The following is a 25,619-nucleotide window of genomic DNA, read 5'->3' on the forward strand; positions in this document are numbered from 1 at the left end:
CTACTGAAAACTCTTGTAATTATATAGTTATGTTTACTAAAACGGAAGAGTCCGTGAGCTTCAATTTGTCTGTTTTTTATGATACCCTTCTGGTATGTTTAAATTTCTCCATACTGCGGATTTGCATCTAGGCAAGATTTTTTACGAACACTCCCTTTTAGAGGACCAGGCGGTGATGCTGGAGCAGTTGGGGGAGATCCTTTCGGATACATCCTACAGCGCCCTTCTCATAGCCGGGGATATCTACGATCGATCCATTCCCTCCCCGGAGGCGGTTGCCCTCTTTGGTGGCTTCCTGGAAAAGCTCCGCGCCGCCCGGCCGGATCTGGCTATCCTTATTCTGCCGGGAAACCACGATTCCGCTCCCCGCTTGGGTTTTGGCAGGGAACTATTCGCCAAGCTGGGTATCCATATCGCCGCCGGGCCGGAGCAGGGCTTCGAGCCGGTGCTGGTGACGCGGCAGGGCGAAAGCTGCGCATTTTTTCTGCTCCCCTTCCTGTACCCCGGCTGTCTTGGCGAGCCCGCTCCCGAAAGCTCATCCCCGGGGGATCCGGTCCGTTCCCAGGGCCGGCTTGCGGAAATTGCGGCGGCCCGGCTGGAAACTGCCCGTCTCAAAGCGGTGGAGGCCGGAGCTTCTCTAACCGTCCTGGGGGCGCATCTCTTTACCCTGGGGGGCCGGGAGTCCGAGTCTGAACGGATTTTTCTCGGTACTGCGGAACAGGTGGACGCGAACCTTTTTGCGGGCTTTGATTATACCGCCCTGGGGCACCTCCACCGTTTCCAAAAAGTTGGTGCTCATACCTGGTATTCCGGAAGTCCCCTGGCGTATTCCTTTGACGAGGCATTGGACACCGTAGGTCCGGATCAGGAAAAAGCATTCCTGTCGGTTGAACTGGCGCCTGGCGCCGGACCTATGGTTACGCCTATCCCCGTGAAGCCCTTGCGGAAGCTCCGCCGTCTCCGGGGTTCCTTCAATTTTTTCTACCGGGATTCCACCAACGACCCGGTGGTGAAGGAAGCCGAGAATGATTACTTGGAAATCACCCTTACTGATACAGCCCTGATTGATAATCCCCTTCCTTTGCTCAGACCCCGGTTTCCCCAGCTTCTTTCGGTTAAGCAGGGGGAGGCCTTTGCACGGCTTTTTGCCGGCAGCGACGATGCGGTTCCGGCGTTTACCGGCAAGAAGCGGAGTCCCGAGGAGGACTTTGCAGATTTTCTTACCGGCCTTTACGGGGAGGCGGATACGGGGAAGCTGGGGCTGTTCAGGGAATTGCTTACGGAACTGGATCAGGGGGCTGAACAATGAGACCCCTCATATTAAGCATGGAAAATTTCGGACCCTTTGTGGGAAGGACGCGTATTGATTTTACCGTTCTGGATGAAATATTTTTGATCACCGGGCAGACCGGTTCCGGTAAGACCACCATCTTTGATGCGATCTGCTTTGCCCTCTATGGGACCGTCCCCGGCAGCCGGCAGGGGCACATCGATCGGCTGCGCAGCGATTATGCCGAAGAGACCCAGGAATGTTTGGTATCCCTGGAATTTTCCATTGGGGAAAAACGGTACCGGGTTGATCGGAGTCCGAAACAGGAAAAGCTCAAGAAGCGGGGGATCGGCGTTACCACGGTGGAGGAGACGGCAACCCTCTGGGAGATACTTCCCGGCGATGGGAGCATGAACCAAAGCGAGAGTTCCCGGAAGTCCGAGACGGATCAACGGATTCGGGATCTCATCGGCCTTTCGGCCCAGGAATTTTTCAAGATCGTTCTGCTTCCCCAAGGCGAATTTGCGGAGTTCCTCCGGCAGAATACCACCCAACGGCGGGAAGTGTTGAGTAAACTGTTCCCGGTGGATTTTGCGGTACGGGTACGACTCTTGGCCCAGGAAAAGGCTAAAGAAGCGGCAGTCCTGGCGCGGGGGGCGGAGCATGCCCTGGAGGAAATTGTTCGGAGGGTTTCCTTCGACACCTACCCGGAACTGCATAGGCAGGCGGAGGAGGCCGTGAAAAAAGCCAGGGGGGAATCCCAGAGATTAGAGCAGGAAAGTGTCCGGCTAGGCAGCTTACTTACCCTGGAAGAAAACCGGGTGGGCCTTGAACAGCGGCTTGAACAGGTCGGGAAGGAGCGGGCGGTCCTGGAAGCGGAGACGTTATTGATAGAAGAAAAGGAATCCCGACTTGCCCTGTCCCGGAAAGCCCAGCCTCTGGCGCATCACCTCGTCCTTGAAACGGAAAAGCGGGAGACCCTCTCTGCCGTTCTCTCGGAGTTGGAGAAGGTCCGCGGGGAATTGACCCTGGCGGAACGGAAGCACCGGGATGCGGAAACGACGGCGACGGAGCTGCCTGCCCTGGAAAAGGAACTGGCCGGAAATAGGGAAAAACGTCCCGCCCTTTTGGAGATGGCTGGGGAGGAGAAATCCCTGGATCGTAACCGGGAAGAGATGGGGAAGATCGATGCCGCACTGAAGGAAGGCCATCGGAAAATTGCTGCTCTGAAAGGGGGCCTGGAGGAAAAGGACCGGGTCATTGCAGAACGGAAGGCCCTGGCGGATCAAGGGACGGCTATCAATGATAGTTTTGACCGGGAGCGGGAACTCAAGGACCGGTTGATGCGTCTGCGACAGACGGCCGTTGAGGCGGAAGAACTGGGGAAGGAAGCCGCTGCCGCCGCTGCCCGGAACAAGGGCCTGGAAGCCCGGAAGACGGAACTGGAGCAGCGGATTCCGGTACTGCGGGAAGAACTGGCGGAAAAGGAAGCTGCGAAAGAGACAGGGGAACGGGCGGATATGGCTGTCCACCTTGCTGCGGAACTGAAACCCGGCGCTCCCTGTCCGGTCTGTGGTTCCACAGGGCACCCCAATCCTGCCGCCGCCCGGGTTCCCGTCTTTGGTATCCGCGAGCGGATAGAATCCCTGCGGGGTTCCCTCAAGGATGCGGAGCGGGATCTTACCGCCCGGTCCACGGAACTGGAATCCGGAAACCAGGAGCTTACCCAAATTCAGCGGAAACTGGACAGGATGCGGGAGAGCATGAGCCCCTTGGCTGAAGGGTTTGACGCCGCCGCCGATTCTGTTCTACGGGAGATCTTCGTTGCAATCCATAGCTCCGATAAGCCTCTGCCCCTGGCTGCGGAACTGGGCCAGCTTGTGGAGGCAAAGTCCCGGGGTCTTACCACCCTGGCGGCCCGGCAAAAGGAAGCCCGGCTGGCGGGGGACAGCGCAGCTGCCCTATACCGGGAACGGGAGGGATTTTTAACCCAGCAGATGAACATTGAGAAGGAAGTCTCCGGGCTTGGGGAAAAATACCGGATTCTGGAAAAAACCACCGCCGAAATGGAAGAGAAACACCGGGGATTACTCCGGGAGTGGAACTTGTCCAGCGCCGCGGAAGCCTTGATCGTTCTGGATCGCACCAACGAGAATCTGGAGAAGCGCATCCGGGAAATCCGGGAGACCAGGGAAGCCGCAGGCCGGGAACTGGCTGCTGCTAAGGCCCGGGAAGAGGGGATCACGGCGAACCGGACCGAGGCGGAACGGCAGCGCCGGGAGGCAGCTGATGCATTGAAGGAAGCCCTGGCCGCTTCGGCTTTTCCGGACGCCGCAGCCCTGGAGGCAGCCATCCTGGACCGGGACACGGAAACCGTCATGGAGGCGTCGGTTGAACGGTGGAAAACGGAGCGGTCCCGCCTAAAGACCCAGGGGGAAGAACTGGAGCGGAGCCTGGAGGAAAACCGCGCTGCCCGGGCGCCCCTGGGTACAGCTCCCGGTGAACCGGTGGAACTCCGTGCCGTCCTGGAAGCCCTGGTTGCAGACCGTGCCGCCGCCGAAGCCGGACGGGATAGGGCCGCTGCGGATCTCGCTTCCCTGGAACGGGACGAGACCCGGCTTCGGGAAGCCAAGGACCGGCATGAAGCGCTTAGTCAACGGGCCGCCCAGCTCCAGGCCCTTTCGGATGATCTGTCCGGAAAGAACCCCAAAAAGAAAGCCTTTGACGCATGGCTTCTGGGTCTCTACCTTAAAGAGGTAGCCGCCCTTGCCACTAAACGGCTGGAGCGGATGAGTGAGTTTCGGTATTCCCTGATCCTGAACAGCGAAGGCGAATCCGGCCGGGGTCTGGCCGGACTGGATCTGGCGGTTTTCGATTCCCTCACCGGAAAGACCCGGCCCTGCGCAACCCTTTCCGGGGGCGAAAGTTTTATGGCATCCATCAGCCTGGCCCTGGGTCTGGCCGACTCCATACAGACCCGCTCCGGCGGCGTTCGGCTGGATGCGGTCTTCATCGACGAGGGCTTCGGCAGCCTGGATGACGCAAGTCTGGACAAAGCTCTGATCATCCTGGATGAACTTCGGGAACACCGTATGGTGGGTCTCATCTCCCACGTAGGCGAAATGCGTTCCCGCATTCCCAGCCGCATTGACGTTATCAAAACCGGATCGGGGTCAACCATCCGGTTGAGGGGATTTAAGAGGGGTGAACGCTCATTGGCGGTGGATGATTCGCTGGAAGGTCCCCTTGACAAGCACTATTTTTTTCGAGTAGATTAAAAATTCCTAGATGCGGACGTCATATAACGGTATTATCCAAGCTTCCCAAGCTTGTGACGCGGGTTCGACTCCCGTCGTCCGCTTAGAATTCTAAAATAGCCGAATTAACCCTGTTAAGATTTAATCACTACCTTGTTCTGCCACCTGTTCCCTTTCCATCGGATTAAGTAAAAAGCCCCGCGAACTGCCCAGTCCGTTACCATGGCGTACCACACCCCCATGGAGCCGAAACCAAGGGTGTAAGATAGCAGATAGGAGGCGCTTACCCGGATAGTCCACATGGAAACGGTGGCGACGATCATGCTATACCGGACATCCCCGGCGGCGCGGAGGGCGTTGGGGAGGGTAAAGCTTAGGGGCCAGGTGATGGGGGTAAAGATGGTATGAACCAATAGATATTTTTTTGCCAGATCTTGGGCTTCTTCGGTCAGCCCAAACATGCCGGTTAGGGGGTCCATAAAGATGATACACAGAATGCATAAAATAAGATGGCCGGCGTAGGTTAATTTCATCAACTTAGCGGTAAGATACCGGGCGTCTTCGTAAGCCCCGGCGCCTACGCACTGGCCCACAATGGTGAGCATGGCCAGAGAAGCTGCCTGTCCCGGCATAACCATGAAGGTATTAAAGATATTGGCAATGGCATTGGCCGCTATGGCGCCGGTACCAAAAAAGGTAAAGATCCGGGAAACCATGATCTTGCCGATTTGAAACATGGAGTTTTCCAAGGCGCTGGGGATTCCCACATTAAGAATACTGCGGATCATAGGGAACTCCAGCCTGACCTTGGACAAACCCGAGATGGATATGGATTCGGGCGCACGGGATCTAAGCAGCAGTAATAACACAATGGCAGCGGCGGCCCGGCTGATAAGGGTTGCTATTGCAGCGCCGGCCACACCCATGTGGAACCCGTATATCAGAATAGCGTTGCCGGCAAAATTAACCAGATTTACCAGGATACTGATTTTCATGGGGATAGCACTGTTCCCGACACTACGGAATAGGGATGCTGCGGCGTTATAGACCGCCAGGAGGGGATAGCTTAAAAGGGTTATCCAGAAATAGGTTTCGGCGGCGCCCATGACATCCGCCTCGATCTTGCCGTAAATAATCCGTAACATGGGACGGTAAAACAAGAGGGACAATACGGTGATAATCGCAGCTACGATAATACTGGTGTAAATAAGTTGTTTGGAAGCCAAGCTTGATTTTTTAGAATCCCTGCGGCCTATATACTGGCTGACCACCACGGAACCCCCGGTGGACAGGGCCCCGAAGGCAATAATAAGCAGGATGGTAATCGAATCAACCAGGGAAACTCCGGAGACAGCATGCTGGCCAACAACCGACACCATTATTGTGTCAAGTATACCAACAGTAACAGTGAGGATCTGTTCAATCATCAAAGGCCAGAGAAGATGAAATAGTGCATGGTTATTCCATGAATTTCGCATCATCATTGGTTACTCAATTGAAAATACAACATACGCTCCTGTTGGAATTTTAGTTTCAGCTTCCACGGATTCCACCCGTGCCCTGGGCGGTCCCTGATGAAGCCACCGGAGAAACAGATCCAAATTTTCCTGCGAGCCTTCAGCCCAGACATCTACTTCCCCATCACGGGTGTTCCGTACCCAGCCGGTCAGACGGAGGCGGCTTGCTTCGTTATAAGCGGAATACCGGAACCCTACCCCCTGGACCCGGCCCCGGACCTGGGCAAAAAAAGCGGATGGAGGATTTTGATCCGACATTGGCTTTTCCAAGCATCAAGTTCCTATGGAGCGAGCAGGAGTAATTGTGTGCCTATAGTGTCATTGAAATTTCCCACGGGAAGCGGCTCACTTAATCCGTTTGTATTCTTTAATCTCTTTCCTCAACCGCTCCGCCAGTTCCGTCCGGGGCACCCTGACCTGTTCCATGGAATCCCGGAAGCGCAGGGTTACGGTGCCGTTATCCTTGGATTCGTAGTCAATGGTAACGCAGAAGGGGGTTCCCGCCTCGTCCTGCCGGCGGTAACGCCGCCCTATAGCCCCGGCCTGATCGTAGTCGGTGGCGAAGTCTTCCCGCAGTTCAACCCGGATATCCTGAGCCAATTCCGCCAGACCGTCTTTTTTCATCAGCGGGAGGATAGCTACGGTAATGGGCGCCACCGTGGGGTGGAAGCGCAGCACCGTCCGCCAGTCGTCATCGTTACCCTTATCCGCCACCTTTTCTTCGTCATAGGCGTCGCAGAGGATCATCAGCAAAGTCCGGGTAAGGCCCGCCGAGGTTTCGATGATGAAGGGGATGTACCGCTCATTACCGTTTTCCTGATCGATGTACTGCAGGTCCTTGCCGGAAAATTCCGTGTGCCGGGTTAGGTCGTAGTTGGACCGGTTGTGGACACCCTCCAGTTCCTTCCAGCCCATGGGGAAGAGGTACTCGATATCGTAGGCGTCCTTGGCGTAGTGGGCCAGCTCATCCGGCCCGTGTTGGTGCCAGCGGAGATGGTCCATCTTAACTCCCAGCTTTTCGTAGTAGGCCCAGCGCTGTTTTTTCCATTCGTTGAAGGTCTCCACATCCGTGCCGGGTTTTACGAAGTACTGCATCTCCATCTGTTCGAATTCGCAGGTGCGGAAAATGAAGTTTTTGGTAACAATCTCGTTTCGGAAGGCCTTGCCAATCTGAGCAATCCCAAAGGGTATCTTCATCCGGTTGGACTGGATGATATTTTTGTAGTTAACGTAAATCCCCTGGGCGGTTTCGGGCCGCAGGTAGATAAGGTTGTTGTCCACCTCCCCGACCGCCGATTCCACCGGGCCGATGTGGGTCTTGAACATGAGGTTGAACTTCCGGGTGTCGGTCAGCTCCCCGCCGCAGTCGGGACACTTCTTTTCCGCCAGATTTTTCGGATCAATCTGGTCTGCCCGGAATCGGGTCTTACACTTTTTGCAGTCCACCAGGGGGTCGGTAAAGTTTTCCACATGCCCCGAAGCTTCCCAGGTCCGGGGATGCATCAGAATAGCCGCATCCAGGCCTACGATATTGTCGTGCAGCTGGGTCATTTCCTTCCACCAGTTCCGGGAAATACGGTTTTTCAGCTCTATCCCCAGGGGCCCGTAATCCCAGGCGCCGCTCTGGCCCCCGTAAATCTCCGATGACTGAAACACAAACCCCCGTCTCTTGGCTAAAGACGTGATTTTTTCCATAGTGGCGGGACCCTTATACTCGATTTCCTCTGACATGGATGGCTCCAAAAAATTTGATGGTCCGGCGGCTGGCGTCAATGGTTAGGGGCTGCCCCGGACATGAGGTCATTATATAGAAGGGAAGGCGGATCGGTCAATTCATTACATATCCTCCAGCGTCAAGTATCGCCCTTCAACTTTGAGGAAAATAAAGATATTTTGGTGTTTTTTGAAAAGTGGAACCGCCGCAAAACCCTTAGGCCCCGCGGCGGCAGATTGTCCTACCAGCGATTGCTTTCCCGGCGGGGTTTGTCCATTGCTTCGTTTACTTTGATAGCCCGGCCATCAAGGTCCGTGCTGTTGGTTCCACTGATGGCTGCCTGAGCTTCCGCGTCGGTGCTCATTTCCACAAAGCCAAAGCCCTTGGAATTGCCCGTATCCCGATCGGTGATGATTTTAACCGATTCCACTGTACCGAAGGCGGAGAAGAGGCTCCTGAGATTATCTTCGTGGGTATTGTAGGAAAGATTGCCTACATATAATTTTTTAGCCATTTGGCTTCCTTTGCCCGGCCCTTGCCGGGTCTTTTGTAGTCCGCTCATCCAGGATAAGCGTTAGCCTGTGCAAAACGGGTATCCGTAATGGACAGGATCAAGCTGGGAAGGGACATTCAGGATTTTCCTTTCATGATTGTTAAAGTAGATAATCCGGATATTTTATAATCGAACTGAAGACCAGTAACTAAAAATAGCAGACTTTCCAAAAGTACTTAGAAAAGATAATAGTAATGTCTGGGAGTTTCCAACTCTTAAGAAAAGTATATGACGGAAAAGAAAGAAATGTCAAGGGGTAAACGAAAGATAATCCATAATTTCCATAACTATCCCGGTTTTCCACATAAAAATCCTGCAATTTTGACAAAATGCCGCATTCTAGGGATATTTTGGGGAGTCTACATCCTTCCGTTCCGTGTTCTTGACATTAGTTCAAAATTCCGATATCTTTAGGGACTAATTCAGAGTGTTTTGGAGTCGGTCCGAGTGGTTGAAGCAAAGAAGGCTCCTTACGGAGCCATCTAAAGGGTCTTGAAAACCATTGTGCCGCAAGGTACGGGGGGTTCGAATCCCTTTGGGTGGTTGTAATGTAATTTGGAGCGATGTCCGAGTGGTTGAAGGAGGCGGTCTTGAAAACCGTTGTGCCGCAAGGTACCGGGGGTTCGAATCCCCCTTGCTCCGATAGGTTTTGTTTGAAAAAGGTGTTTTGGGGACTTGGTTCCCATACTATAGTGATTGGTTAACTTTGGGAGCGGTGGGTGAGTGGCCGAAACCAACGGTTTGCTAAACCGTCGTACCCTAACCGGGTACCGGGGGTTCGAATCCCCCCTGCTCCGTATCGATGAGGTTGTAGCTCAGCTGGATAGAGCTTCAGATTGCGGATCTGAAGGTCGGAGGTTCGAATCCTCTCAGCCTCAAATGTAAATCGTTACTAGACAAAGAATTAAGTCTGCCCGGTGTCGGGTTCGCTAATTGTTGCGCCGGATTTCATCAGGTTTCCCCCGCATCATACGCCTCTAGCGCGGGGGTAAGGCAAGACAACACACCAGACACACCGCATACGGTCAATGTCAGCAGAATTGTATTTTTGATTTCCTCCCTGGTAGCCCCGGCTTGCTTCGCCATCGGCACATGGGCGCAAACTGCCTGAACATTCTCCTGCGATGCCTTAATGCCGATGTAGATAAGCTGCATGGTTTTCTGGTCAAGACCATTCGGCAGAGCCAACGATTGAATTAAACTGTTAAATGCTGCAGCCGCTTCCGGCGCTTCTTCCATAAATGTCTGATAATTGTTCTTCTTTTCCATGTTGTTACCTCTCAATCACTCCGTAGTATTTACTTACTATAAAACTATCCATTTATTTCTTCTTCTTGAAATTTGATGGGGGAATATTCTTTTCCAATATATTTACAACCTTGCTAAAATATTCGCTGTCATCTGTATTTACAATATAATGCTCTTTTGCGCCGTCATACGGAAAACCCGTTTCCGCATCTTCCATTAAAGGTTTTATGCAATCAAGCATTTTTACAAATGCCGTATTATCACAAACCATTACAACAGGTTTATTGTTCAAGTATACTAAATATTCCCCAAACATTTTTTTATACATTATTGCTCCACTGGCTTTTATTTGGTCAATAACGTATTCAACATAACTTAAATCACTTGCCATGTTATGCCCCAAATGAACCGATTTCCAGCAAATTACCTTCTGGGTCAGCTACATAACAAGTCCGTTGTCCCCAGGGCATTGTGGTCGGCGGAAAAACATTTTCAACGCCTAAATTTATAAGGCGTTTATATTCCGTGTCTACTTCATCAAACGTTTTTAGGGTAAAGGCTATCTCCGCTGTGCCGTTTAATCCTTTGGGATAATTAAATTGTTTTGAAACCATATTTTCAAAATCATTTCTGCCGAACATTATTAAGCGGCATTTCCCCGCTTCAAAATCAGCATTTGGCTCGCCGTTCCAGTTCGTTTTCAATCCAATAACATCACGGTAAAATTCAACCATTGTTTCCATGTTATTCACAAAAAGTCCGATACAATCAATTTCCATCTTTGCCTCCATTTTACTTTATAGTATTCTATCATTCTTTGGCCATTTACACATACTTCCTGACACACTCACCCTTATACCAATTTTTATTTTAATTGTTATTTATTTTCTAATAATTTCTTCCCTAAATCTTTAAAATATTGTTCTTGTATTTTTTCAAAGGTCAAAAATATTTTTGCCACTATATTCATTATTCTATTTTTTATATATATCGTTTCGATAAATATACATTTTGTTTCATTATTATTTATTTCAAAGAATTTACCTACCCAATTTCCATAAAAATTTTTGTTTTCCATGTCAAATGAATACAAATTATATTCCTCCTTTTCTCTCAAAATAAATCTTGTAAAATATTTTCTATTCATATCATAATATTCTATCCAGTCTTTTCCATTTTCAAGTATTTTTATTTCCTTTATATCGGTCCGCCATTTGTAATCATTATTGTTTAAAACAATATTCCAAATAATTTTAACATTATATTTTAATATTATTTCCTTTTTCGCAACCAATGGTTTACCCATATTCTTCCCCCAAGAAATACTTTTACCACCTATATTTTATTTTGTCTACTAGCGCGAAGTTACTTGGCATAATTTTTCAGAAAATTTATGGTTCTTTAGTTGCATTTATTTCTCTTTCCCTGCAAAACTGTGATTGTATTTCTATTATTTTTGATGTAATAAAATAGTGTCTCTCCGTTGACTTCATGCAGACATTGTCCTATCAATTCCCCTTCTGGTTCATGCTCTTACGAAATGACTTTGCGCAATACTGTACCGACTGTTATGGTTGACAAAATTTTTAAAATTATTGTAATATACATAAAAGGAAATAAAATGCATGAGTAAATTTGATATTTTATGGGCATATGTTAAGAAAAATGACAATGCAACAATTAAGTTATCTTTTGCTGAAATAAAAGAAATCTTAGGTATAGAAATTGACCACTCTTTTTTAAAATACAAAAAGGAACTTATAGAATATGGATATGAAGTTGGAAAAATTTCTTTAAAGGATAAATCCGTAATTTTTAATAAATTGGCCAATAAATGAAATATATTTCAGAAAGCGGGACCAAAAAAAATAATATCAAATTGCTAATCATCAAATATTAGGTTTTGTGTTTAAATACAACAAGTAGAATGAAATGGATACAAAATTAATTTTAGCATTTTTGAACGAATTGAATAAAAATAATAGTTTTGAATGGATGAAAAATAATAAACAAAAATATGAACAGGCAAAACATATATAACTCTCACACCCTGCTTAGCGCAGGCAGGGCGTAATGCGAGCAGGCGCCGTGGGGGAGGGGGATTCACATCGCGGGATTTGGAATTCCCCATCTATGGAGACCCCGTAGGGGCTCCATAGATGGACTCTACAAGCATCCCGCGGTGGGGATTCCCCTCCCCCACCGGCGTTTTTTCGAACGACCCTGTATACCCTGCCCTGCTAATCCCCGACTCGTATAGTAAGCCAAGCATCATTATACAGCGTCAGATTCTCTCCCACATCATCCTTGAGCTCAACATTGGTAAGTTCCTCCGCCTGATAATAGGGGGTAACTTTTTTCAGCTGCCGCGCAGGAATGTTGACGGTGGCAGGGAAGCCGAAATAATCGGTAAACTCCGCATAGATTTCCGGCCGATGGATAAAGTCGATAAACTTATAGGCCAGGTCAACATTCTTGGCGCCCTTGAGGAGGCACATGCTATCGATATAAGCAGGCCCACCTTCCGGGGGTATGAAGAAGACGGTATTCTTTTTTTGCTCCTCACTAATTTCTTCGTATACCACTTCGGCGTAACCCTGGACTACCCAGAAGTCTTCATCGGCAAAGCCCTTGCCAAAGGCTTCGGCATCGAACTTAATCAGATTCGGCTTCCAGGAACTGTTAACCAGATCCCGCGCGGCGGCGATCTCCGCAGAGTTTGTGGTATTGACTGAATAGCCCAGGTGTACCAGGGCATCCCCGAGTACTTCCCGCATATCATCCAGCATGGTCATCTTGCCCTGCAGATCGCTGCGGGCAAATATAGACCAGCTCTTTTCGTATTGAGGAACCCTGGCAGTATTTACGGCAATCCCCGCAGCGCCGAAGTAATAGGGCACGCTGTAGTCCATATTCGGATCGTAGGCCGCCTTTTGAAGTACCATCGGGTCGATATTTACCAAATTGGATAATTTTGATTTGTCAATTTTTTCAAGCATGTTCTGCTTGATCATGATGGAGACATAATCTCCGGAGGGGAAAACCAAGTCATAACCTGTCCCACCGGACAGGAGCTTGGCATAGAGCTCTTCGTTTGAAGCGAAGGTATCATAAACAATTTCACAGTTATTCTCTTTCTCAAATTGCCGTAACACAGAGTCAGGTGTGTAGTAGGTCCAGTTATAGAGATAGAGCTTCGACTTTTTAGCACAGCCACTGAATGTGGTGAGCATTACAACACTGAGCAGCGCCGCACCCAGCGCCGCAGCCATAACAGGTATTTTTTTCATCTTTTCCCCCTCATACCGGAAATTCCGGTACCCTCCTTATATAATAGAATTCCATACGGAATCCTTTATTTTGCGGCGATATATTTCAGGAAGTTCCTGAGCAGATAGGTAAGGGCTACGGTTCCCAGGATCATCACCACCGAAAGGGCGTTGATAACCGGAGATACGCCGAAACGGATTGCCGAGTATATATACAGCGGCAGTGTTGTTGAACCGGGCCCCGCGACAAAGTAGGTGATGACAAAGTCTTCGAGGGAAATAGTAACGGCTGTCAGAAAGCCGGAGACAATACCGGGCATACAGATGGGCACCGTTACCTTGAGGAAAGTTTGCTGTTCATTGGCTCCCAGATCGTGGGCGGCTTCGATAATGGAAAAGTCAAATTCATCCAGCCGGGCCATTACCATGAGAAATACAAAGGGCAGGTTAAAGGTGGTATGGGCGATAAATATGGTGAGTAATCCAAGCTTTAGTTTTATTCCCGCAAAAAAGAGGGACAGGGAAACACCGATGATGACCTCCGGCAGGATCATGGGGAGGAAGGATATGGCCTGAACATAGTTCCGCAGCCGGAACCGGTACCAGTTGACCCCCACGGCGCCCAGGGTTCCAAAAACCGTGGCAGTTCCCGCCGAAGTAATGGCGATAAGGATACTGTTCCAGAAAGCCCGCCAAAGGTCCCGGGAATGGAGGAAGAGCTGTTCATACCAGACCATGGAGAAGCCGGTCCAGCCCATGCCCTTGGATTCGTTGAATGAGTAGACGATTAATACCAGCAGGGGGAGAAAGAGGAAGATCAGGGCGGCGATAAAAACGGTTTGGGAAAAGGAAAATGGTTTTTGCCGGTAGGCCCGCCGGGCGTGGCGCGCCGCTTCACCCTTGGCTTTTCCGGGGGTGAGGTTGGTGATGATGCCCTTGATGTTAAGCTTCAATTCCCGGCTCCCTTGGCTTTCAAATCCACGGTTCTATTGGCGTCTTTTTTCTGGAGGTTCATCATGATCAGGACCCCCGCGGTGGTGATCACCGTGAGCACCATGGAGATCGCCGAGGCCAGGGGCCAGTTCCGGGCTTTGGTAAGCTGGTCCGCAATAACGTTACCCAGCATATAGGAATCCTTGCCGCCCACCAGGAGGGGCACCGCATAGGCGCCGAAGATGGGAATAAAGGTAAAGAGTACTGCCGTATAGAGGCCGCTGCGGATATTGGGGAGGAGTACCCTGAACATGGACTGGGGCTTGGTGGCCCCCAGATCCCGGGCAGCCTCCAGAAGGGAAAAATCGAATTTATCAATGGTGGAAAAGAGGGGCAGTATGGCGTAGGGCAGATACATATAGACCAGCACCAATATTACCGACCCCTGGTTGTACAGAAATTGAATATAATTATCGATAAGCCCTATCCGTATGAGCAGATCATTCAGAAAGCCGTTGTTTCCCAGGATATTCATCCAGGCGAATACCCGGATAAGAAAGTTTGTCCAGAAGGGGATGATTATTAGGAGGAGCAGGAAGGTCTGGTTTTTGCTCCTTGCCATGAAGTAGCCGCAGGGCAGAGCGATAAGGATGGTAATAAAAGTAGCAATCAATGCGGTAACAAGGGTACGGATGGTGATAATTACAAAGCTGGGATTACTGAGATTTCTGTAGGCGTCCAGGGTAAACTGCCCCATGGTCACGCCGCCGTAGAGACCTTTCCGCAAAAAACTGTAGAGTACAATAATTAACAGGGGCGCCAGAAAAAATGCGGTAAACCAGACGGTCATGGGCGCTGAGTAGAATAGGCCGTAATGACGCCTGATGGAAGAATTGGCGCTCACGATTCTTTGACCCCGACTATGTATCCGTCATGGGCGCTCCAGGACAGATACACCGAATCTTTCCAGACAATATCGGGACCTTCGTCAGAATATTTGGCGTGCTGTTTAATCACCCTGACAAGGAATTTGTCCTTTACCTTTACATAGAACTTTGTCTGAAAACCCGAGTAGATGGGTTCCTCCACAAAGCCCTGAAAAAGGTTGATGTCCTCCCGGGTGGTGGTGGGCTTTTCCTTTGAGATGAGCACCTTTTCCGGACGGATGGTAAAGCTTACCTGCTGGCCGGGCTTAAACTCATCCACGGTGGTCACCTTGATCCTGCCGAGATCGGGGATATTAAGTTCCACCATATATTCACCCTCCGCCTTTTGGATGGGCGCGGCGGAAATTATCTCCCCGTCAAAGAGGTTGGTTTCCCCGATAAACTTAGCCACAAAGCCCGTGGCCGGGCTTTCGTAGATTTCGTGGGGGGTACCTACCTGCAGGACGTTCCCCTGGTTCATCACCGCGATACGGTCCGAAACCGAAAGAGCCTCCTGCTGATCATGGGTAACATATATGAAGGTGATTCCAATTTTGTCGTGGATCTGATCCAGTTCGATGAGCATGTGCTGCCGCAGTTTGGCGTCCAGAGCCGAAAGGGGCTCGTCCAGGAGAAGTACCCGGGGTTCGTTGATCAGTGCCCGGGCTATGGCCACCCGCTGTTTCTGGCCCCCGGAAAGCTGGTTAGGCTTCTTGTTGGCATGGGCCTCCAACTGGACTAGCTTGAGGTATTCATTGACCTTTTGGTCTATTTCAGATTTCCCTGCCTGTTTGATACGAAGAGGAAAAGCTACGTTCTCAAACACCGAAAGATGGGGGAAAAGGGCGTAGTTCTGAAAAACCGTATTTGCCTGCCGCTGGTTTGGAGGCAGGGGCAGCACATCGGCGCCGTCAAAGGTAACTACCCCGGTATCAGGGCTTTCAAACCCGGCAATAATACGGAGGAGTGTGGTTTTTCCGCACCCCGAAGGCCCAAGGAGGGAGAAAAACTCCCCTTTTTTGATTTCCAAACTGACACTATTTAATGCCTTAAAATCACCGAAGAGCTTGGAAACACCTTCGATAACCACATCGCTCCCTTTCAACCCCGCTCCTTCAACCTCCCTTCAAATACAGCTCATGCCCCCGGCAACCCGGTATTTTTCCTATTCAGTCTAAAAGGTACAATGCGGATTTTAAAGGGTGTTGTCAAGACTATGACTTTAAAAAATAAAAAAAATAACCTAAAATTGCGGTAACGGAGGCATACCATGTGGATCCTATACGCCCTGTTATCCGCCCTTTTTGCGGCTTTAACTTCGATATTGGCCAAAATAGGCATAGAAAATATCAACTCAAATTTGGCCGTGGCGATACGTACGGTGGTGGTATTGATCCTCTCCTGGGGCATTGTATTTTTAACCGGAAAACAGCAGGATCTTACGAATCTGGGGCACAAGAACCTGCTTTTTCTGGTTCTTTCCGGCATTGCCACCGGCCTATCCTGGCTCTGCTATTACCGGGCTCTTCAGATTGGCGAGGCCTCAAAGGTAATCCCCATTGATAAGTTCAGTGTGGTCATCGGTATGGTTCTGGCCTTTATTATACTAAAGGAAACCCTTACGATTAAAACAATTATCGGCGGGGTTCTAATCACCATTGGTACCTTTGTTTTGATCCTGTAGTATTACTACTCCCTAAGCATGAGCAGCGCCATCACCTTGGCGTCCCCAAGGATGTTGTTCACCAGGGTGTACTCGTTGGGCTGGTGGGCGGTGTCGTCCATGCGGCTCCACACCACCGAATCGATACCGGCGTTGCGGAGATAGGCCCCTACGGTGCCGCCGCCAATGCCGATGGGCCGGGTTGCAACCTGGTACACCTCCTTGACAACCTTCGCGAGAAGTTTTACCAGAGGCGCATCGGGGGAGGTGGGTTTTGACTCTTGGCACTGGGGAAGGGTATAGCTGATTTTGACTCCGTGTTTGGCTTCTATCTCCGCCTTGATACGATCGATTTCCGCCAGCACCGTTTTGGCGGGATACCGGGGGAGGATACGCATATCCATGCAGAACACGTCATCACCGGGAATAGTATTGATGTTGGGGACATTGGACTCTTTTTTGGTGGGCTGGAAGGTAGAGTAGTCCGGCTCAAAGAGGGGGTCGTGGTCGGAGAACTTTTTGGAAAGGCCCTCGTGGAGCTGCACCGCCAGTTCCGCCCCGGCAAGATGGGCGTTTATGCCCTGGTCAGGCCTGGAGCCGTGGGCCTGGGCGCCAATGGTGCTGAACCGTGCCCAGATAAGGTTCTTCTCCGCAATCTCTATGGTTTCCCCCTTGGGGTCACCGCCGTCGGGGATGAGTATCATATCGTCCTTACGGAATAGTTCCGGGACCTTCTTGATAAGCCAGTCTACTCCGTAGGCACTGCCGTTCTCTTCGTCCGCAGCGAAGAGCAGTTTTACTGTGTGGGCTGGGACTATGCCCTGCTTAACCAAAGCCAGGGCCGCCACCACCGATGCGGTGAGCCCCTGTTGGTTATCCTCCACCCCCCGGCCTATGAGCCGTAATCCCTTGCTGTCGCCATTGTCTTTTTGGATCACCGTCCAGGGATCGCTTTTCCAGAGGGATGCCTCCCCAGGGGGTACCACGTCTATGTGGCTCATGATCCATAAGCGGGAAGAGTCGGCTTTACCGGGGATGGTGGCGATCAGATTGGGCCGTACACCGCCCTTGGCCCGCTTGTCCGGGGCATCGTAGCGTTCCAGCTGGGTGATGCCCTGGGCTTTTAGCCAGTCCGCCAGAAACAGGCACTTGTCCAGTTCCCCTTCCCCCCCAGATTCCGGGGATATGGCGGGCCGCTTGGTTAATTCCGTCTCCAACTCCACAGCCAGGGCAGTACTATTATCAATAAAACTAAAAATCTTTTCTTTCATTCGAACTCTCCACTTTTTGTTTCCTAGGACAAATTCTTTTGATACGCATTCCAGCTGGTTTTGATCAGGGTTTCCAGGTCCGAATACTTTGCAGTCCAGTTTAAAAGTTCGTGGGCCAGCTTGGATGTGGCGGTAAGTTTGGCGGGGTCCCCAGCGCGGCGGCCCACGATTTTTGCGGGGATAGGCTTGCCGGTGATACGCCGGGAGGCCTCGATAATCTCCAGTACCGAAATGCCGGTTTCGCTTCCCAGGTTTACGGTGATGCTTTTGTCATTTTTGCTGGTGTAGTCCAGGGCCGCCGCATGGGCCGCGGCAAGGTCGCTCACGTGAACATAGTCCCGTACTCCGGTACCGTCCGGGGTATCGTAGTCATTCCCAAAAATCTGCACTTCCTTCCTGGTACCACAGGCGGCTTCCATAATAACCGGGATGAGGTTTGCGGGGTTGCTCTCCAGACCGGTGATCCTGCCTTTGACATCGTAGCCCGCGGCGTTGAAGTACCGGAGGGCGGCGAAACGTATCCCCTTGAGTGTATCGTACCAGCCTAGGAAGCGCTCAATTTCCAGCTTGGTGAAGCCGTAGTAGCTTTCCGGATTGGTGGGGTGTTTTTCATCAATAGGGAGATATTCCGGCTGACCAAAAACCGCGGCGCTGGAGGAAAAGACGAAGTTTTTAATTCCCCCTTCCACGGCGGCGTTCAGAATATTGACGGTACCGTTTATATTATTCACCGAGTATTTCTCGGGCTTTACCATGGATTCCCCCACGGCCTTAAAAGCCGCCAGATGGACCACTGCGTCAAAGCCTCCCTTGGCAGCCCGGGACAGGCTGGTATAGTCCAGAATGTCCCCGTGGATGAATTCTGCTTCGTTTAGGAGATTCCCCCGGAGGCCGCTGGAGAGGTTGTCGAAAACCGTAACTTTATGGCCCCGGTCCAGAAATTCCCGGGCAACATGGCTGCCGATATACCCGGCGCCGCCGACGATCAATATTTTCAATTTATACTCCTATAAAAGTGTTACCAAGTAACACTCTGTTCCTTATTCTGTTTTTTGACTATATCAATTTTTTTTATTTTTGACTATTGTTTGGGGATGGATAACACAAAAAAAGGCCTGCTCCTAACCCATATTGCGGTGTTCCTATTCGGTTTGGCAGGATTATTTGCTAAGCTTATACATCAGAGCGCAGGTATCATCGTGCTTGGCCGGGTGCTTTTTTCTTCGATTTTTTTGCTTATTTTTATTAAGGTAAAAAAATACAGCCTTAAACTTGAAACTAAAAAAGAATGCCTCCTCATTGTTCTGGCGGGGGCGATCCTGGCTTTGCACTGGACAGCCTTTACCCAGTCGGTACAGGTTTCTACCATGGCCATAGGAACCCTGACCATGGCTACATTTCCCTTATTTGTGTCCTTCCTGGAACCTCTGTTTTTTCACGAAAAATTGCGGCCGATAAATATTATATATGCAGTTATTGTGATAATAGGAATATTGTTTATTGTTCCGGAATTTGAATTACAAAACAAGGCAACTCAGGGCATACTCTGGGGCCTAATGGCCAGTATAAGCTATGCGGTTATTTCCCTGTTGAACCGCGTATTTTCAAATAAGTATCCCGGGATGGTAGTTTCTTTTTATGAGCAAACCGCCGCTATAATAGTATTACTGCCGCAACTATTCTTTAATAAAATTGTTTTATCATCCAGTGATATTATCTTCCTGCTGATCCTCGCCCTTGTGTTTACCGCAACGTCCCATTCGTTGTTCATCGAAGGTTTTAAATATATCAAGGTACAAACCGCCGGAATACTTACCGGGCTTGAACCGGTGTACGGAATAATTGCCGCCTTTCTGCTGTTCCACGAAAAGCCGGGGATAAAAGAGCTTGTTGGCGGTGTAATAATACTGAGCGTAGTGCTGTATTCGACGGTGAGACAGGGGAAAAAGAAAGCCTAAAACCGATATTTTTATCAAATTTGTAGAAAATATCGGTTTTAGAGTTCCCCAGTCTATTCAGCCGCGGCTCGTTCCAGTTCTGCCGCCTTTGCTTCCCATTCCCGGTTCTTTCCTTCCAGTTCCGCTGTTACCCCATCCAGCCGGGCTTTTACCGTCCGGGCCTTTTCGCCGCTGCTGTAGACCGCCGGTTGAGCCAGTTCTGTTTCCAGGGCGGTCTTCTCCGCTTCCAGTGCTTCCAGTACTTTGAGGATTTCCTCTTCCTCCCGTTCCAGCCGCCGGGTAAGGGACTGCCGTTGTTTTGACAACTCCCGATGGGCGGCCGCTCCAAGGGGCGCTTCGGCGGACCCGGCTTTGATCAGCACGGTTCTGGGCAGGGGCGCCGGAACGGTTTCCGCCGGGGACTCCGCTGCAGGCAGGGCAGCTTCATCAGGGGCGGATTTTTTCGGTTTATCATCGTCCGCAGTAGTATCATTGCCGGCAAGGCCGCCGGCAGTTTCCCGCACGATCCGGTCCAGGTAGTAGCCGTAGTCACCGTAGAAAAGCCGGGCCGCCGCCGCTTGTTCCGGACCCCGGGCGGATAGTTCCAGGGTTTTGGTGGACAGGGCTTCCATAAAGGCCCGGTCGTGGGACACAAAGATGATGGTTCCGTTATAGCCCTTGAGGGTGTCCAGGAGTATGTCCTTTGACTGGAGGTCCAGGTGGTTGGTAGGCTCGTCCAGGATCAGGAGGTTCATGGGCTTGAGGAGCATCCTGAGCAGGGCCAGGCGGCTTTTTTCGCCTCCGGACAGAACCGAGATGGACTTATACACATCGTCCCCCCGGAAGAGGAAAGCCCCCAGCATGTCCCGTACCCGGGGGATAAGTTCCGTGGGCGCCTCTTTTTCCAGGTACTCCAGGACCTGCTGTGAACCGGTCATAGTTTCTGCGGCATCCTGGGAAAAGTAGCCCGGCTGTATGCCCGCGCCATAGCTTATCTTTCCCGTAAAATTTTGGTCCGCCCCGGCGAGGATGCGCAGTAATGTTGTTTTTCCCGCGCCGTTACGGCCTACCACCACGAGCTTTTCGCCCGCCTCCAGAATCAGGTCCAGGCCGCCGATGACCGGCCTGGTACCGTAGTTTTTCCCGATGCCTTCAAGGGTCATGGCTATGCGGCCTGAGTGGGGGGGCTTAGGAAAACTGATGCTGATTTTTTTGAGAGATTCGGGGATCTCTATGCGTTCCATCTTTTCGAGCTTTTTGATCCGCTCCTGAACCATGGCAGCCTTGGTAGCCTTGTAACGGAAGCGGCGGATCAGATCTTCTGCCTTGGCGATCTCCTCCTGCTGGGCGGCGTAGCGTTTGAGCAGGCTGTCCAGTTCGGTCTGGCGGACCTGCTCGTAGGCAGTATAGTTACCGGCGTACCGTTTAAGCTGGCCCTGGAAGAGTTCGTAGACCTCGTTAACGGTGACGTCCAGGAAGTAGCGGTCGTGGGATACCAGGAGGTAGCCGCCGGTAAAACTGCGCAGCCACTGTTCAAGCCAGGAACGGGCCTCAATGTCCAGGTAATTGGTGGGTTCGTCCAGGAGCAGTATATCCGGCGCTTCCAGGAGTACCTTTGCCAGGGCGATACGCATCTGCCAACCTCCGGAAAATTCCTCGGTCGGCCGGTCCAGATCATCAAGGGAGAAACCCAGGCCGGAAAGGACCATGGCGATGCTCTGGTCCCGGTGGTAGTAACCGGAATTTTCTACCAGCTCGTGGAGACGGTGATGCTCATCCAGAAGCGCTGCGGTACGGCTGTCATCGGTGGTGGCGCTTTCCAGAGCCCGGCCTATGGTTTCCATTTCGTCCATCAAGGCAGTAATTTCAGCGTAGGCGGTCTCCGCCTCTTCCCGCAGGGTGGAGCCCCGGTGGACTATCCCCGACTGGGGCAGGTAGGAGATACGGCAGCCCTTTTGGACCGCCCGCTCACCGGAATCGGCGGCGAGCTTCCCCGCGATAACCTTCATCAGGGTGGACTTGCCGGAACCGTTGGCCCCCGCAAGGGCTGCCCGGGAACCCGAAGCCAGGTTGAGGCCCACCTCCTTCAGAATGTCCCTGTCGGCAAAGGCCAGGGAGACCCGGGTAAACTGAACAAAGGCCATGGGCTCAGAACTCCAGGGGATTTGCGGCTTGAATAGGGGCAGCCGTTTGGGGACGATCGGTCTTAAAGAAGTAAATCACCGTGGGGGCCGCCGCCCGGCGCGTCACCGTGACCCCTTCCAGATTATCCGGGGGAACATATTCGATCCGGAGACCCTGATCATCCAGGGTGTACATAAAATTCACCGTTATACCGGAACTGCTAATCCCGTCAAAGCGCAGGGTAAAGGCGCCGGTATATCGTTCCTCCAGGTCACGGCCCAGGAACAACCCCATGCTGACGGAACCGCTGCCCAAGGCAGAGGCGGGAATAATTTGGGGTATGAGGATATTGTTGCCGGTCCAGGTGAATCTTCCGTTTCCGGAAAAGCTTAGGTTCCCATAGTTGGTACTCTGGAATGCCGGCCCCAGGGCGTAGAGATTCTGAAACAGCGCTTCCCGCCGTTCCGTTTCCTGAACAATAAGATCTTCCAATTCCATGGGGAGAGATACAAAAATGGCCGACTTTAGAGCGCCGCCGTTTTCAGTGTACTGTACGGTCAAGGTGGTATCCGACTGGAGGTGCATCTGGAGGGGTGCCCCCTCGAAACGCCAGGAACGGCTTCCGGCGCCCTGTATTCCCGTATAAGAAAAACTCAGATCCACCGTGGGCAGGTAAATGTGGGCAATCCCCGTATCGGGAGACGGACTAAAGCACCACTGTTTTTCCAGATCCTCCAGGTCGATCTGCCTTGAGGAAATCATAGTTCCGTACCAGTCCGGATACCAGGACTGGGACAGAAGCATATCCAGATCCGGATCTTCCTTCTCCACCGCAGGCGCTGCCTGGGTAAGCGCCAGGGCGCCACCGGTATGTTCAAAGAGTTTAAGCCGGTAGGAGAAGCAATACCCCACGGCGCCATCTTCGGTGAGAACCCGGAACCAATCACCCGGAAGGGGATCCCCGGTAGCGCTTATGGCGGGATTTCCCTGGGCCTTGGTAAGTATCTTGATGATCTGTCCCATCCTCAAACGGTAAACCCGCCGGGCGCTGTTATCCGGATCGTCTCGAATTGGCAGACCGTCCTGGGCGGTCTCGGCATAGAGCCGGGCGTATTCAGAAAACTCCGCCGCCCGCATCCGCGCTGCTTTTTTCCCGCCGCTCAACTCAAGCTGCCAGAGGGGTATTTCAAACTTATTCGTTTCCTGATCCGCTTTTCTATAGGCATCGGGGATTCCTACCACCCATACATGGTCTATGTTTGACCTGATATACACCGGCAGAACCGTCCCCGAAGGGATGGCGGGATCCTCCGTGGACCAGAGCAGTACCCCCCAACCCAAAAGCCGGGAACAGGAACTCAGCGATACGCTTGCAAGAATAAAAAAGATGAAAAACGATAAGCCCATATGCCGCATGGGTTTACTTTACCGGAGCGCGGGGGGATTGTGAAGTACGTCCTTGGTCAAAATCCGCAGTTGGTGGGCGGCCCAATGGGAGATGAGGAGTTTGAGCCGGTCATAGGAGGCGAATTCATCATCCAAAATAAGCTCGGAAAGGACTACCCGGATGACTTCCTGTACCAGATCCTGGGGAAGCTCAAGGATCCAACGCGTCAGGGCGGCGCCTTTGAATTCATTCATATAGGTTGCAATCGCAGGCTGCAGGGCTTTAGCCTGTTTTGTTGTGAAATATCCCTCAGGTTCTTTCCGGGATGCCCTCCAGCCCCGGCGGCTGGACATGAACAGCTCATAGGCTTCTTCGGCTTCATCACGGGCAAGGGTGGGAGCCAAGGAAGGATCCTCGCGAAAACGGATCAGGAGGGGATAAAACTTATTCTGGATATCCAAGATACTGGCCATAGCCAGGATCACCGTGTCCCGGAGATATGGCGGGGGATCCTTCACCCGGAGTATGTCCATAAGCGCCGAAAGGGAATTGGGGGAACCGTAAATTCCCAGGGCTTCCACTCCCATGATCTTCATCCGGGGATTTTTGGTCTTGGCGATGAGCTTTTCAATTTCCGGCCGGAATGCTTCGTCCCGCAGTTTTGCCAGGGCAATCGTGGCTTCCCCCGCAAGCATATAGTCCTTGGAGGCTGCCAATTCCCGGAGGAGCGGCGCTGCGGGAAAAAATCCGTGGTTCCCCAGGATCCGGGCGGATAAATAGGCGGTAGTAAAGGGATTGTTAACCAGATCCGCCATCAGGGCTTTTTCCGCATCCTCGCCGAGATTTTCCAGGGCGCCCACAGCGCGGATTGCATCGGAACGGGTAGCCAGCCGGGGCGACTTTGCTTTATCCAGCAGTCCCTTTAGGGCAAGCTTGGAGGGGGTTTCATAAAGCGCCTCCAGGAGTAGTTCTTCTTCTTCCGAAGCCTCGGTTTTTTTCAGCTTATCTAAAAGGGTTATGGCCCGGAGATCCTTGAAGGAAAACATGATTTCCAGGGCGCCCTTTAGGGGCAGGGACCCCAGGGATACCAGCTTCTTCTGAAAAATAAGGACCACCGCCAGGATCATTGCAAGGATAGTAAAAAGAACTTTGAAGGTGATAAACACCGAAAGCCCCATACTGTCAAATACATCCAGAAAGATACCCGCCAGAAAGGATCCGCCGCCGCCGCCGATGCCGAAAATGAAAAAATAGAGGATCCCCAGATCCATCATTCCCTGCGCAGGAATTAAGGAAAGAAAATAAGTCTGGGCAATTCCCTCGGCGCCAATGAACCCGAAATTCACGATAAAAAACAGGAAAGATAGGTAGGGTATCACCGTAGCGGTATTATCCACCGCGCTCCTGGGAAAAAAAATCATCGGAAGGAGACTTATAAAGCTTACGATAATGCAGGTGAGGTACAGCGGTTTTGCCCCGACCCTGTCCACAAGAAATTTTATAATCATCCCCATCATCAAGGCGCCCAGGCCTCCGAAAACCGTGTAGAGAGAAACCATGCCGTCACTTTGGGAGAATACTTCCCGGGCATAAACCACGATGAAAATCCGGGCAATGGCGGAAACCAGGGCAACCAGCAAAAACAGGAGCATAAAGTTCCGAAAAGCGGGCTTAGAAAAGGCGTCTTTGGTAATTGTCCAGAGTCCGCCCTTTGATCCGCCGGAATCCTTCTCCGGTTCCGGAATGCCCCGGAGCAGGGCGCCGCTGAAAACCCCTCCCACGATACCCGCCGCCATGATGACTGCGTAGAGGATGAGCGAGGGGTTCCGGCCCAGGAGCATGGCCAGGGCAAAACTGGCGAACATAGCCACGGCGTTGTTGATAATCTGAATCATGGTCATATAACTGCCCCGGTCGGGCCCCGATGCCAGTTCGTCCAGTACCGGGTTGTTCGCAATAAGCCCGGTACCCCGGAATAAATGGAACAGGGATACCCCCAGGATGGTTAATTTCAAGGCGTCGTTATGGCGGCCTGCGCTTTCCAGAAAAGGCACGAAAAGTACCACCACCATGGACAGGGCGCGCATGACCCAGGCGATGGTGTAAATCTTTATAATAGGAAATATCTTACAGAGTATCTTTCCCAGGGGTAAAAAGAAGAAAGAGACATATACCAGGGCATTGAGGAGCCCAATTATGGTGGAGGATGCGTTCAGCCGCAGGGCATAGAGGGTAATTATATTTCCCGCCAGGAGGGCATAGGACAGGGCGTTGAAGACGTTAAAAACATTATACCGATCCCTGGCTTTACCAAGACGATATGGAGAGAGAAGGCTACCCATAATTTAGTAATAAGCCTTGTGGAAGGAAATTTCAAGGTAGGGGATCTCCGGCGGGTTGGACACGTAATACGGATCGTAATACAATATATTCTTGATATATTTGAATATTGACGGTTGTAATTTCCGAAATATTGAATTGCCTAAAATATTTCATTTTTTAAAAATTTCTCTTGACAAATCCATGTGTTTCTATGTAAAGTAACATATA

The 25,619-nt window shown here is 51.3% G+C and carries 23 protein-coding genes and 4 tRNA genes; 10 read left to right on the forward strand and 17 right to left on the reverse strand.

Going from position 1 to position 25,619, the window contains the following annotated elements; genetic code table 11:
- Positions 1–94: 94 nt before the first annotated feature.
- The 3 genes from TPRIMZ1_RS0101840 to TPRIMZ1_RS0101850 all read left to right on the forward strand — a co-directional run bounded on the left by TPRIMZ1_RS0101840 (position 95) and on the right by TPRIMZ1_RS0101850 (position 4,631).
- A complete protein-coding gene (locus tag TPRIMZ1_RS0101840) occupies positions 95–1,309 on the forward strand; it encodes an exonuclease SbcCD subunit D (protein WP_010253866.1) in 1,215 nt (404 codons plus the stop codon).
- On the forward strand, positions 1,306–4,548 hold the full coding sequence (locus TPRIMZ1_RS0101845) for an AAA family ATPase (RefSeq protein ID WP_010253870.1): 3,243 nt from the start codon (positions 1,306–1,308) through the stop codon (positions 4,546–4,548). Before TPRIMZ1_RS0101840 ends, TPRIMZ1_RS0101845 begins: the two co-directional genes overlap by 4 nt.
- Before the next feature lie 12 nt (positions 4,549–4,560).
- Positions 4,561–4,631 (forward strand) — tRNA-Gly (locus TPRIMZ1_RS0101850).
- 30 nt (positions 4,632–4,661) lie between these two features.
- On the opposite strand, the gene TPRIMZ1_RS0101855 is transcribed toward TPRIMZ1_RS0101850, so the two are convergent.
- The 4 genes from TPRIMZ1_RS0101855 to TPRIMZ1_RS0101870 form a co-directional block, all read right to left on the reverse strand.
- Positions 4,662–6,011: an MATE family efflux transporter gene (locus tag TPRIMZ1_RS0101855; RefSeq protein WP_038077589.1), complete on the reverse strand. Its 1,350-nt coding sequence runs from the start codon at positions 6,009–6,011 to the stop codon at positions 4,662–4,664.
- Positions 6,012–6,014: 3 nt separating this feature from the next.
- On the reverse strand, positions 6,015–6,302 hold the full coding sequence (locus TPRIMZ1_RS0101860) for an acylphosphatase (protein ID WP_010253874.1): 288 nt from the start codon (positions 6,300–6,302) through the stop codon (positions 6,015–6,017).
- A gap of 87 nt (positions 6,303–6,389) precedes the next feature.
- Complete coding sequence (locus TPRIMZ1_RS0101865; protein ID WP_010253878.1) at positions 6,390–7,775, reverse strand: glycine--tRNA ligase; 1,386 nt, start codon at positions 7,773–7,775, stop codon at positions 6,390–6,392.
- Between the two features lie 224 nt (positions 7,776–7,999).
- Complete coding sequence (locus tag TPRIMZ1_RS0101870; protein ID WP_010253880.1) at positions 8,000–8,272, reverse strand: RNA recognition motif domain-containing protein; 273 nt, start codon at positions 8,270–8,272, stop codon at positions 8,000–8,002.
- Between the two features lie 596 nt (positions 8,273–8,868).
- On the opposite strand from TPRIMZ1_RS0101870, the gene TPRIMZ1_RS0101880 reads away from it, so the two are divergent.
- The 3 genes from TPRIMZ1_RS0101880 (at position 8,869) to TPRIMZ1_RS0101890 (ending at position 9,189) form a co-directional block, all read left to right on the forward strand.
- Positions 8,869–8,953: transfer RNA gene (locus tag TPRIMZ1_RS0101880), tRNA-Ser, on the forward strand.
- A gap of 67 nt (positions 8,954–9,020) precedes the next feature.
- Positions 9,021–9,108, forward strand: a tRNA-Ser gene (locus tag TPRIMZ1_RS0101885).
- 7 nt (positions 9,109–9,115) lie between these two features.
- Positions 9,116–9,189: transfer RNA gene (locus TPRIMZ1_RS0101890), tRNA-Arg, on the forward strand.
- A 73-nt stretch (positions 9,190–9,262) separates the two neighbouring features.
- On the opposite strand, the gene TPRIMZ1_RS0101895 is transcribed toward TPRIMZ1_RS0101890, so the two are convergent.
- The 4 genes from TPRIMZ1_RS0101895 to TPRIMZ1_RS0101910 all read right to left on the reverse strand — a co-directional run bounded on the left by TPRIMZ1_RS0101895 (position 9,263) and on the right by TPRIMZ1_RS0101910 (position 10,865).
- Positions 9,263–9,580: a carboxymuconolactone decarboxylase family protein gene (locus TPRIMZ1_RS0101895; RefSeq protein ID WP_010253882.1), complete on the reverse strand. Its 318-nt coding sequence runs from the start codon at positions 9,578–9,580 to the stop codon at positions 9,263–9,265.
- Between the two features lie 52 nt (positions 9,581–9,632).
- On the reverse strand, positions 9,633–9,950 hold the full coding sequence (locus TPRIMZ1_RS0101900) for a transcriptional regulator (RefSeq protein ID WP_010253884.1): 318 nt from the start codon (positions 9,948–9,950) through the stop codon (positions 9,633–9,635).
- A gap of 1 nt (position 9,951) precedes the next feature.
- Positions 9,952–10,338 (reverse strand): VOC family protein, encoded by a 387-nt coding sequence (locus TPRIMZ1_RS0101905; RefSeq protein ID WP_010253886.1) that lies wholly within the window; start codon positions 10,336–10,338, stop codon positions 9,952–9,954.
- A 98-nt stretch (positions 10,339–10,436) separates the two neighbouring features.
- The gene (locus TPRIMZ1_RS0101910) at positions 10,437–10,865 is read right to left on the reverse strand and encodes a hypothetical protein (RefSeq protein WP_010253888.1); all 429 of its coding nucleotides are present in this window, start codon (positions 10,863–10,865) and stop codon (positions 10,437–10,439) included.
- Between the two features lie 319 nt (positions 10,866–11,184).
- On the opposite strand from TPRIMZ1_RS0101910, the gene TPRIMZ1_RS0101915 reads away from it, so the two are divergent.
- Both TPRIMZ1_RS0101915 and TPRIMZ1_RS20385 read left to right on the forward strand, forming a co-directional pair.
- On the forward strand, positions 11,185–11,397 hold the full coding sequence (locus TPRIMZ1_RS0101915; protein WP_010253891.1) for a hypothetical protein: 213 nt from the start codon (positions 11,185–11,187) through the stop codon (positions 11,395–11,397).
- 94 nt (positions 11,398–11,491) lie between these two features.
- Positions 11,492–11,599: a DUF2461 family protein gene (locus tag TPRIMZ1_RS20385; protein ID WP_010253893.1), complete on the forward strand. Its 108-nt coding sequence runs from the start codon at positions 11,492–11,494 to the stop codon at positions 11,597–11,599.
- A gap of 200 nt (positions 11,600–11,799) precedes the next feature.
- Here TPRIMZ1_RS20385 and TPRIMZ1_RS0101925 read toward each other — a convergent pair whose 3' ends face one another.
- The 4 genes from TPRIMZ1_RS0101925 to TPRIMZ1_RS0101940 all read right to left on the reverse strand — a co-directional run bounded on the left by TPRIMZ1_RS0101925 (position 11,800) and on the right by TPRIMZ1_RS0101940 (position 15,792).
- A complete protein-coding gene (locus TPRIMZ1_RS0101925; RefSeq protein WP_010253895.1) occupies positions 11,800–12,849 on the reverse strand; it encodes an extracellular solute-binding protein in 1,050 nt (349 codons plus the stop codon).
- 65 nt (positions 12,850–12,914) lie between these two features.
- Positions 12,915–13,781 carry an ABC transporter permease gene (locus TPRIMZ1_RS0101930; RefSeq protein WP_010253897.1) on the reverse strand — a complete coding sequence of 289 codons (867 nt, stop codon included), beginning with the start codon at positions 13,779–13,781 and terminating at the stop codon, positions 12,915–12,917.
- The gene (locus TPRIMZ1_RS0101935; RefSeq protein ID WP_010253899.1) at positions 13,778–14,665 is read right to left on the reverse strand and encodes an ABC transporter permease subunit; all 888 of its coding nucleotides are present in this window, start codon (positions 14,663–14,665) and stop codon (positions 13,778–13,780) included. Before TPRIMZ1_RS0101935 ends, TPRIMZ1_RS0101930 begins: the two co-directional genes overlap by 4 nt.
- Entirely contained in the window at positions 14,662–15,792 is a 1,131-nt protein-coding gene (locus TPRIMZ1_RS0101940; protein WP_010253901.1) for an ABC transporter ATP-binding protein, read from the reverse strand. Before TPRIMZ1_RS0101940 ends, TPRIMZ1_RS0101935 begins: the two co-directional genes overlap by 4 nt.
- 165 nt (positions 15,793–15,957) lie before the next feature.
- On the opposite strand from TPRIMZ1_RS0101940, the gene TPRIMZ1_RS0101945 reads away from it, so the two are divergent.
- The gene (locus tag TPRIMZ1_RS0101945; protein WP_010253902.1) at positions 15,958–16,371 is read left to right on the forward strand and encodes an EamA family transporter; all 414 of its coding nucleotides are present in this window, start codon (positions 15,958–15,960) and stop codon (positions 16,369–16,371) included.
- Between the two features lie 5 nt (positions 16,372–16,376).
- On the opposite strand, the gene TPRIMZ1_RS0101950 is transcribed toward TPRIMZ1_RS0101945, so the two are convergent.
- Positions 16,377–17,621: a M20 family metallo-hydrolase gene (locus tag TPRIMZ1_RS0101950; protein WP_010253904.1), complete on the reverse strand. Its 1,245-nt coding sequence runs from the start codon at positions 17,619–17,621 to the stop codon at positions 16,377–16,379.
- A gap of 23 nt (positions 17,622–17,644) precedes the next feature.
- On the reverse strand, positions 17,645–18,619 hold the full coding sequence (gene galE, locus TPRIMZ1_RS0101955) for a UDP-glucose 4-epimerase GalE (RefSeq protein WP_010253907.1): 975 nt from the start codon (positions 18,617–18,619) through the stop codon (positions 17,645–17,647).
- A 96-nt stretch (positions 18,620–18,715) separates the two neighbouring features.
- On the opposite strand from galE, the gene TPRIMZ1_RS0101960 reads away from it, so the two are divergent.
- Positions 18,716–19,579, forward strand: a complete 864-nt coding sequence (locus tag TPRIMZ1_RS0101960; protein WP_010253910.1) for a DMT family transporter — start codon at positions 18,716–18,718, stop codon at positions 19,577–19,579.
- Between the two features lie 53 nt (positions 19,580–19,632).
- Here the strand turns inward: TPRIMZ1_RS0101960 and TPRIMZ1_RS0101965 are convergent, their stop codons facing one another.
- The 3 genes from TPRIMZ1_RS0101965 to TPRIMZ1_RS0101975 are packed head-to-tail and all read right to left on the reverse strand — an operon-like array spanning position 19,633 to position 25,411.
- Positions 19,633–21,702 carry an ABC-F family ATP-binding cassette domain-containing protein gene (locus TPRIMZ1_RS0101965; RefSeq protein WP_010253912.1) on the reverse strand — a complete coding sequence of 690 codons (2,070 nt, stop codon included), beginning with the start codon at positions 21,700–21,702 and terminating at the stop codon, positions 19,633–19,635.
- Positions 21,703–21,706: 4 nt separating this feature from the next.
- Positions 21,707–23,089: an SH3 domain-containing protein gene (locus tag TPRIMZ1_RS0101970; protein WP_100216994.1), complete on the reverse strand. Its 1,383-nt coding sequence runs from the start codon at positions 23,087–23,089 to the stop codon at positions 21,707–21,709.
- 18 nt (positions 23,090–23,107) lie between these two features.
- Positions 23,108–25,411, reverse strand: a complete 2,304-nt coding sequence (locus TPRIMZ1_RS0101975) for an MFS transporter (RefSeq protein ID WP_010253917.1) — start codon at positions 25,409–25,411, stop codon at positions 23,108–23,110.
- Positions 25,412–25,619 lie beyond the last annotated feature (208 nt).

This window comes from Treponema primitia ZAS-1, from assembly GCF_000297095.1.
GTDB lineage: Bacteria > Spirochaetota > Spirochaetia > Treponematales > Breznakiellaceae > Termitinema > Termitinema primitia_A.

Excerpts from the sequence above, each read along its gene's own strand:
- TPRIMZ1_RS0101855 (WP_038077589.1), bottom strand. The coding sequence starts at position 6,011 with ATGATGATGCGAAATTCATGGAATAACCATGCACTATTTCATCTTCTC.
- TPRIMZ1_RS0101910 (WP_010253888.1), bottom strand. The coding sequence starts at position 10,865 with ATGGGTAAACCATTGGTTGCGAAAAAGGAAATAATATTAAAATATAAT.
- TPRIMZ1_RS0101965 (WP_010253912.1), bottom strand. The coding sequence starts at position 21,702 with ATGGCCTTTGTTCAGTTTACCCGGGTCTCCCTGGCCTTTGCCGACAGG.
- TPRIMZ1_RS0101865 (WP_010253878.1), bottom strand. The coding sequence starts at position 7,775 with ATGTCAGAGGAAATCGAGTATAAGGGTCCCGCCACTATGGAAAAAATC.
- TPRIMZ1_RS0101960 (WP_010253910.1), top strand. The coding sequence starts at position 18,716 with ATGGATAACACAAAAAAAGGCCTGCTCCTAACCCATATTGCGGTGTTC.
- TPRIMZ1_RS20385 (WP_010253893.1), top strand. The coding sequence starts at position 11,492 with ATGGATACAAAATTAATTTTAGCATTTTTGAACGAATTGAATAAAAAT.
- TPRIMZ1_RS0101895 (WP_010253882.1), bottom strand. The coding sequence starts at position 9,580 with ATGGAAAAGAAGAACAATTATCAGACATTTATGGAAGAAGCGCCGGAA.
- TPRIMZ1_RS0101945 (WP_010253902.1), top strand. The coding sequence starts at position 15,958 with ATGTGGATCCTATACGCCCTGTTATCCGCCCTTTTTGCGGCTTTAACT.
- TPRIMZ1_RS0101845 (WP_010253870.1), top strand. The coding sequence starts at position 1,306 with ATGAGACCCCTCATATTAAGCATGGAAAATTTCGGACCCTTTGTGGGA.
- TPRIMZ1_RS0101840 (WP_010253866.1), top strand. The coding sequence starts at position 95 with ATGTTTAAATTTCTCCATACTGCGGATTTGCATCTAGGCAAGATTTTT.
- TPRIMZ1_RS0101975 (WP_010253917.1), bottom strand. The coding sequence starts at position 25,411 with ATGGGTAGCCTTCTCTCTCCATATCGTCTTGGTAAAGCCAGGGATCGG.
- TPRIMZ1_RS0101970 (WP_100216994.1), bottom strand. The coding sequence starts at position 23,089 with ATGGGCTTATCGTTTTTCATCTTTTTTATTCTTGCAAGCGTATCGCTG.
- TPRIMZ1_RS0101900 (WP_010253884.1), bottom strand. The coding sequence starts at position 9,950 with ATGGCAAGTGATTTAAGTTATGTTGAATACGTTATTGACCAAATAAAA.
- TPRIMZ1_RS0101905 (WP_010253886.1), bottom strand. The coding sequence starts at position 10,338 with ATGGAAATTGATTGTATCGGACTTTTTGTGAATAACATGGAAACAATG.
- TPRIMZ1_RS0101950 (WP_010253904.1), bottom strand. The coding sequence starts at position 17,621 with ATGAAAGAAAAGATTTTTAGTTTTATTGATAATAGTACTGCCCTGGCT.
- TPRIMZ1_RS0101860 (WP_010253874.1), bottom strand. The coding sequence starts at position 6,302 with ATGTCGGATCAAAATCCTCCATCCGCTTTTTTTGCCCAGGTCCGGGGC.
- TPRIMZ1_RS0101915 (WP_010253891.1), top strand. The coding sequence starts at position 11,185 with ATGAGTAAATTTGATATTTTATGGGCATATGTTAAGAAAAATGACAAT.
- TPRIMZ1_RS0101870 (WP_010253880.1), bottom strand. The coding sequence starts at position 8,272 with ATGGCTAAAAAATTATATGTAGGCAATCTTTCCTACAATACCCACGAA.
- TPRIMZ1_RS0101925 (WP_010253895.1), bottom strand. The coding sequence starts at position 12,849 with ATGAAAAAAATACCTGTTATGGCTGCGGCGCTGGGTGCGGCGCTGCTC.